Source organism: uncultured Neisseria sp. (assembly GCF_951230505.1).
In the GTDB taxonomy this organism is placed as follows: Bacteria; Pseudomonadota; Gammaproteobacteria; order Burkholderiales; family Neisseriaceae; genus Neisseria.
Genome location: NZ_CATNVN010000096.1, coordinates 1 through 6,964 on the forward strand (window position 1 = coordinate 1; position 6,964 = coordinate 6,964).

Consider the following 6,964-nt stretch of genomic DNA (forward strand, 5'->3'; position numbering starts at 1 on the left):
TTATCGCGCAAAGTGTCGGTGCGGTATTGGTTTCTACTTGGTTGCACGATTACGCACCGAAAATACGTTGCGCCGCATTGGCTTCGCCTGCGTTCAAAGTTAAACTCTATGTTCCGTTTGCCCGTACCGGTTTGAAAATTATGCAAAAATGGCGTGGCAATTTCTTTGTCAACAGCTACGTCAAAGCCCACTATCTGACCCACAATGTCGAACGTCAAAAAAGCTACGACAATGATCCGCTTATTGCCCGCGCTATTTCTGTGCGCATCCTGCTGGGTTTATACGAAGCCGCTGAACGTGTGGTTGCCGATGCGCAAGCGATTACTACGCCTGTACAACTGTTGATTTCAGGCAGCGATTGGGTTGTTCATCACAAACCGCAACACGATTTCTACAACCGTTTGGGCAGCCATATTAAAGAACGCCATATATTGCCCGGTTTCTATCACGACACGTTAGGCGAGCAAGACCGTGAAATCGCTTTTGTTGAAATGCGCCGTTTTATCCGCGAGCGTTTCAATCAGCCTTTACAACAAGTCGATCTGACTCAAGCGCACTTATTTGGAGACAGCCGTCGTGAAGCTGACGAACTGGCTACGCCTTTGCCTGTTTGTACACCTCGCGGCGCATTTTGGGCAATATATCGCGCCTCGCTCAAACTGGGTTCGCGCTGGAGTGAAGGCTTGAGAATCGGTCAAGAAACAGGTTTTGATTCAGGCAGCACACTGGATTACGTTTACCGCAATCAACCGCAAGGCAGCAATGCTTTCGGTGTATGGGTGGACAAATACTATCTCAACGCCATCGGCTGGCGCGGTATCCGCCAACGCAAAGTCAATATCGGCAAAGCCATTCAGATGGCCTCAGCCAAATTGCGTGATACAGAGAAACCTGTACACGTTTTGGATATTGCGTCCGGTCATGGCCGCTATGTATTGGATGCCCTAACTGCCGACACATTGCCTGATTCCGTACGCTTGCGCGATTACAGCCCGATTAATGTCGAAGCCGGTCGCAAGCTGATTGCCGAGCGTGGCTTGCAAAATACGGTTACCTTTAACGAGGTCAATGCCTACGACCGCGCCAATTATCACGATTTACAGCCGCGTCCAACGCTGGGCATCGTCTCCGGCCTGCACGAATTGTTTGCCGACAACGATTTGATTTTGAACTCGCTCTACGGCTTCGGAGAAGCCATTGAAACCGGCGGCTACCTGATCTATACCGGCCAGCCGTGGCATCCACAACTGGAAATGATTGCCCGCGCCCTGACCAGCCACAAAGCAGGCAGCCCAAACTGGGTAATGCGCCGCCGCAGTCAGCAGGAAATGGATCAGTTGGTTGAAAAGGCCGGTTTTGAAAAAATCCATCAATGGATAGACGAAGACGGTATTTTCACCGTGAGCTTGGCAGTGAAGAAATAAAAATAAAGGCCGTCTGAACAATTTTTTAACTTTCAGACAGCCTGGTATATAAGTTGAGCATTAATAACTCAACAAAAATAATATTAAAAGGGATTTTGGGTATAAACGTCAGCCCAATTAAATAATACTATGAAACACTTACTAATCGACTTTGAAAATATCCAACCGCAAAATCTGGACAAATTACCAACTGAAGATACTCATATTTGGTTATTTTTAGGCACACAACATAAATCATTACCCATTAGTTTAGTGGCATCATTGCTTCCATTTGGCGAACGTGTCCATCTTATTCACTTACAGAAATCAGGCAAAAACGCATTAGATTTTTATCTTTCTTATTATCTTGGAAAAATTATAGCTACAGATACAGATGCTCAAATTGGTATACTTTCTCGTGATGGTGGTTACGATATCTTAGTAGAACATATCTTAGAAAAGCAGGAGGCAAAAGGTGTTGTACGCCTAGCAAATATAGATGAAGTGCAGCACACAAAAATTAATACTACACCTCCAACAAAACTACTAGAACCCCACCCTCAACCTGAAAATTCTCTCAAACCACCCCAGTCATTAGCACCTTATTTTCAAGCAGCCTTAACTGCTTTGCGTCAGCCCAACGCTTTTCTTCCATCTCGCTTACATAATTTGCAACAAAATCTGTGTAAATATATTTTACGCGAACAATTTCAAGGTAAAACAGACGAAGAATGCGAAACAACGACTGCTCATATTATTAATAAACTTAAAACACAAAACTTAATTAGTGTTGATGAGCAAGGTATAGTGATTTACCACATCAGTGACAATGATCTATTACAGAAAATCCAACGTTATATTTTGAATATCAAACCCAAAACTTATACTGATTTTCAAGATGCCGTACAGAAACGTGCAGATGCTCTCTCACTTACTATTAGTCAAGCTGATATTCAAGCCTTTGCACGCCATTTGCGCGAACAAAACCATATTCGCCAAAACAATGGAAAAATTGAATATGCTCCATTTCCCCATACTAATCCCAATCCCATATCTCAAAAGAAAATACTCCATTTGCCTGATGAAACCATGTGGAAAAAAGTAATTGCCGCACTGTCAGTTGAACCATCAAAACGCCCAGGTAAAGTCAGTACATTACGAAACACTATAAAAGCACATGCAAAATCCAACAATCATGAAACTGAAAAACTATTACAGCATCTACTGAATAGAAAAGTTCTTAGCATTGATGGTACGAATATCACTTATCTTAAATAGGCTCACGGAATCAAAATATTTAATTATTAACTAATCCCCCATGAAACCCACCCTCAAAACCTCCCTGCTCAAGCTGATTTCAGTCGGTATCCTGTTCTACACCAGCTACGGCCTCTCCAACCATTATGCGGCATCGCTGGACTATGTGCCTGAAATCGCTTTTGCATGGGAGCGCAATATTCCGTTTTGGGCATGGACGATTGTGCCTTATTGGTCGCTAAACCTGATGTATGCCGCGGCATTTTTTCTTTGTCGTGATACACATGAACAAAACCGATATATAGCGCACCTTGTAGCTGCCCAACTAATTGCGACTGCTTGCTTTGTGCTGTTTCCGCTGCGTTTCGGGTGGCCTAAACCGCCTGCCGATGGGCTGTCAGGCTGGCTGTTTGATTCATTGGCTGCATTTGATTTGCCGTACAACCAAGCACCATCTTTGCATATTGCGCTGGCGATTATCGTAGGTGCATTTTATTGGACACGCTTTCCCAAAATCCGCCTGCCGCTTTTCTTATGGCAAAGCCTGATTGCCTTGTCAGTACTGACGACTTATCAACATCATTTTATTGACGTGCCGACCGGTGCATTGCTCGGCTGGCTGGTGTTGTGGGCTTTCCCGCGTCAGATGACTTCGCCGTTAAAACTGGGCTCAAGTGATGTACGCTCAAGAAAGATTGCGTTGTTGTATTTGCTTGGTGCGTGTTTGACGGCGTTACCCGCGTTGCTGGGTGGCGCGTGGCTGTGGTTGATATGGATGAGCGTGGCTGTGGTTGATATGGATGAGCGTGTCTTTGCTGATAGTGGCCTTTGCCTATTTGACTGGAAATACAAACGTATTCCAAAAACAGGCTAACGGTAAATTATCGGCGGCAGCGACGGTTTTGCTGTTGCCTTATCTGGTGGGTGTACGGCTAAACATGGCGTATTGGTTACGAGGTAAGGCGAAAACGGCACAAGTCCGCCATGATGTATTGATTGGCAGCATTTTGGGAATTTCAAACCATCTGCCTGCCGTATTGGATGTATGCGCCGAATATCCCTGCCGTAGCTATCAGGGAGAATATCGCGCCCTGCCTTTACTGGATATGGTAACGCCGTCTGAAAACGATTTGGTTCAGACGGCCTTGATATTGGAAACCTTACGCCAAAAACACGGCAAAGTGCTGGTATGTTGCGCTTTGGGTTATGGAAGAAGTGCCGCAGTGGTGCTGACGTGGCTGCTGGTCTATGGTGGCGGCAAAAACTTGGCGCAAGCGAAGGCCGAACTCAAACAGGCTCGGCCGCAAATAGTATTATCGCCGGCCACCGCCCAAGCAGTCGAAGCTGCTGCCAACCGTTTAAAACAAGGATAATGATGGACAACGCAACCGATAGCCGTATTACTGCCCACCTGCTCTCTACCGCACATTATGTTGCCGCCTGCAATGCCTTGCTGCTCGCCTTGTCGGCAAAATATGGCGACGCATGGTTTGAGGTGCAACTTTTCTTAGCAGCGGTTTTGTTGTACTGCCATATCCGCGTTCACTTCGATCGCCGCGTGTTCCAAGACTTTGCCGACAACTGCTACTCTCCTGAAGACTTTGACCAATCCTTACAGCAAAACGGTTTGCGTCAAATTTCAGGCAGCCGTACTTTGACCCAACGGATAAACGGCGCACTTTCTCTATGGCGCAAAAGCTTATACCTGACCGCCGCACAATTTTTAATTTTGCTTATCCAAAGCATTTGATTATTTTTGCTGATGTACCCAAACCAAATCTAGAGCGGTATCTCATTTCAAAAGGCAGAAACAATGAAAAACTTCCTCAAAAAACAACTTGCCTGGCTGACCGATCAAGCCTTATGTCTGTCGGTCTCTTTTCTTACGGGCGTGCGCCCCAAAAGCCCACGCGAGCTGACATTCAATCAGCACCAAAAGGTCTATTACGCCAATCACGGCAGCCATGGCGATTTTGTGCTGGTGTGGATTTCCCTGCCCCGCCGCTGGCGCTTGTCCACGCGCCCTGTCGCCGGTTCGGATTACTGGCTGACGAGCAAACTCAAACGCTTCATCATTCAAAATGTTTTCAATGCCTTGCTGATTCCGCGCCATAGCAATAATCCGCAAGCGATTACCGAACAGATGAAAGACGCGCTGAACGCAGGCGACTCCTTGATTATTTTCCCTGAAGGCACGCGCAACACTGACGACAACACCATCCTGCTGCCATTCAAGTCCGGCATTTATCATCTGGCAAAAAGCAAACCCAATACCGAATTTGTGCCGATTTGGATAGACAACATCAGCCGCGTACTGCCCAAAGGCAAAATCCTGCCTATCCCACTTTTGTGTGAAGTCCATATCGGACAGCCGCTTACTTTGCAGGAAAACGAAGACAAAGACAGCTTTTTGACACGCAGCCGTGAAGCACTGCTGGCACTCAGGCCGTCTGAAAACGACCGCAGCGAGCTTCGCCAAAATGAACCTGAAGTTCAACAAAACAAAGGAGGACAAGCATGAGCCTTTCTACGACTTCCCAACAAATCATTGTCGAACAAGCCACCGCTCATCTGACTCCGCAAGCCAGCTATATTTTTGTCGGCGTATTTGCCGTATTGTGTTTTGCCAGCATCATCGGACAATGGCTCAAGCGCAAAAACGGCGCAGATAATGCCACCATCGCCAACCTCAATGCCCGCATTTACGCATGGTGGCTGATGACGCTGGTGTTGCTGGGCGCGTTTTGGTTCGGAAAAATCGGGACGGTTGTACTGTTTTTCCTGATTTCATTTGCCGCACTGCGCGAGTTTATGACCCTCGTCTATCGCCGACGCAGCGACTATTACAGCATGGTGGTCTGCTTTTACCTGCTTCTGCCTGTGCAATACTATTTCGTCTATGACGGCTGGTACGGCATGTTCAGCATTTTTATTCCAGTTTATGGCTTTTTGATACTGCCGATTATTGCCAGCCTCAGCGGCCAAACCGCGCATTTTTTGGAACGCGCCGCCAAAACGCAATGGATGGCGATGATTTGCATCTTCTGCCTGTCTCATGTTCCGGCGCTGATGTTTCTAGACTTGGACGGCTTCGATAACGGTAACAATATCCTGTTGCTGATCTTCCTGATTGGGGTGGTACAAGTATCGGATGTGTTGCAATACGTTTGGGGCAAACTGATTGGCGGTGCAAAAATTATGCCTTCGCTTTCGCCGTCCAAAACCATTTCCGGCACTGTCGGCGGTATTTTATCGGCCACGGCCATTGCCGCACTGATGGCGCCGATTACGCCGTTCTCCCACGGCCAAGCAGCCGTTATCGGCTTTATCGTCTGCCTGATGGGTTTCTTTGGCGGCCTGGTTATGTCTGCCATCAAACGCGATTACGGTGTCAAAGACTGGGGCAATATGATACGCGGCCACGGCGGTATGCTTGACCGTGTGGATTCGATTTGTTTTGCTGCACCTGTGTTTTTCCACATCACCCGTTATTTCTGGAACGGCTAAACTTCAGGCCGTCTGAAAGATGTTTTCAGACGGCCTTGAATGTATGAAACTGCCAGCCCTGCCAATTCGTTATACAATACGCAACCATTGTTATTACACACACAAAATGAATAAACCCTCTCCAATCTTTCCCATTTTTCTTGCCACAATTATCTTTGCCCTCATTGTTTGGTCAGGCATCAATCCCCATGACCGCGCGGTCTGGTACGCTGAAATCATTCCCGTAGCATCCGTATTCTTCCTTCTTGTTGCCACCTACCGCATTTTCCGCTTCAGCAACTTGGCCTACTTATTCATGAGTTTTTGGCTGATTATGCATTCCATCGGTGCATACTATACTTTTGCCGATGTACCGTTTGAATCCATCAACCGCTTTGTCGAACCGATTTTGGGCGAAAACCGCAATCATTACGACCGTATTGCCCATTACATCATCGGCTTTTATGCCTACCCGATGGCCGAATGGCTGCTGCGCCGCAAGCTGTGCAATCTGCCGCTGGCCTTATTTTTCTCCCTATTCTTCATTATGAGCGTTGCTGCTGCCTATGAAATCATCGAATGGCAATATGCCGTCATCGACGGCGGAGAGGCCGGGCTGGAATTCTTGGGTTCTCAAGGCGATATTTGGGACGCGCAAAAAGACATGCTTGCCGATACTTTGGGCGCGTTAACTTCTCTGTTTATTTTTGTGTTTACCCGACCCGATAAACGCTTGGGTTTCTCTTAAATCTACCCCTTTAAAGCGAAAGGCCGTCTGAAACCAGATTTTCAGACGGCCTTTTTTCATTTTTCTATCG

The 6,964-nt window shown here is 46.9% G+C and carries 6 protein-coding genes and 1 pseudogene; all 7 read left to right on the top strand.

From position 1 onward, the window contains the following. On the top strand, nucleotides 1-1,424 hold a 1,424-nt coding region (locus tag Q1M25_RS06885), incomplete at its 5' end, for a class I SAM-dependent methyltransferase family protein (RefSeq protein WP_300483262.1). A gap of 129 nt (nucleotides 1,425-1,553) precedes the next feature. Beyond that, entirely contained in the window at nucleotides 1,554-2,681 is a 1,128-nt protein-coding gene (locus tag Q1M25_RS06890) for a PIN domain-containing protein (RefSeq protein ID WP_107724103.1), read from the top strand. Between the two features lie 40 nt (nucleotides 2,682-2,721). Next, a pseudogene (locus Q1M25_RS06895) lies at nucleotides 2,722-4,033 on the top strand (phosphatase PAP2/dual specificity phosphatase family protein). Between the two features lie 2 nt (nucleotides 4,034-4,035). Further along, on the top strand, nucleotides 4,036-4,410 hold the full coding sequence (locus Q1M25_RS06900; RefSeq protein WP_107724101.1) for a hypothetical protein: 375 nt from the start codon (nucleotides 4,036-4,038) through the stop codon (nucleotides 4,408-4,410). A 63-nt stretch (nucleotides 4,411-4,473) separates the two neighbouring features. Next, the gene (locus Q1M25_RS06905; RefSeq protein WP_107724100.1) at nucleotides 4,474-5,181 is read left to right on the top strand and encodes a 1-acyl-sn-glycerol-3-phosphate acyltransferase; all 708 of its coding nucleotides are present in this window, start codon (nucleotides 4,474-4,476) and stop codon (nucleotides 5,179-5,181) included. Beyond that, nucleotides 5,178-6,167: a phosphatidate cytidylyltransferase gene (locus Q1M25_RS06910; RefSeq protein WP_300483267.1), complete on the top strand. Its 990-nt coding sequence runs from the start codon at nucleotides 5,178-5,180 to the stop codon at nucleotides 6,165-6,167. Before Q1M25_RS06905 ends, Q1M25_RS06910 begins: the two co-directional genes overlap by 4 nt. Before the next feature lie 106 nt (nucleotides 6,168-6,273). Next, nucleotides 6,274-6,894, top strand: a complete 621-nt coding sequence (locus Q1M25_RS06915) for a DUF2238 domain-containing protein (protein WP_070646683.1) — start codon at nucleotides 6,274-6,276, stop codon at nucleotides 6,892-6,894. The last annotated feature ends 70 nt before the right edge of the window (nucleotides 6,895-6,964 follow it).